This window comes from Bradyrhizobium sp. 25ACV, assembly GCF_054863005.1.
Window position 1 is genome coordinate 1 of record NZ_JAVAYO010000114.1, and the last position, 268, is coordinate 268.

The 268-nt window shown below is 71.3% G+C and carries 1 protein-coding gene; it reads left to right on the forward strand.

Features of this window, described 5'->3' with window-relative positions:
- Positions 1-268, forward strand: a 268-nt coding sequence (locus tag RAD04_RS38785; protein ID WP_461627980.1) for a protein kinase domain-containing protein, incomplete at both ends; no start/stop codon positions are given.

Genomic DNA, 268 nt, shown 5'->3' on the forward strand with positions numbered 1-268 from the left:
CGCCGCGCACGACGCCGGGGTCATGCACCGTGATGTGAAGCCGGCCAATATCCAGCTTGGTCCGGAGGGCCGGGTCGTACTCACCGACTTCGGGATCGCCAAGTCGATCGACAGCCCGGGATTGACCACCTCCGGTGTGCTGATGGGTTCACCGCCCTACATCGCACCGGAACGCGCGCGCGGCGGGCGCGCGGGCCCGGCCGCCGACTTGTGGGCGCTGGGCGCCTCACTGTACGCGGCGGTGGAAGGCCGACCGCCGTTCCAGCGG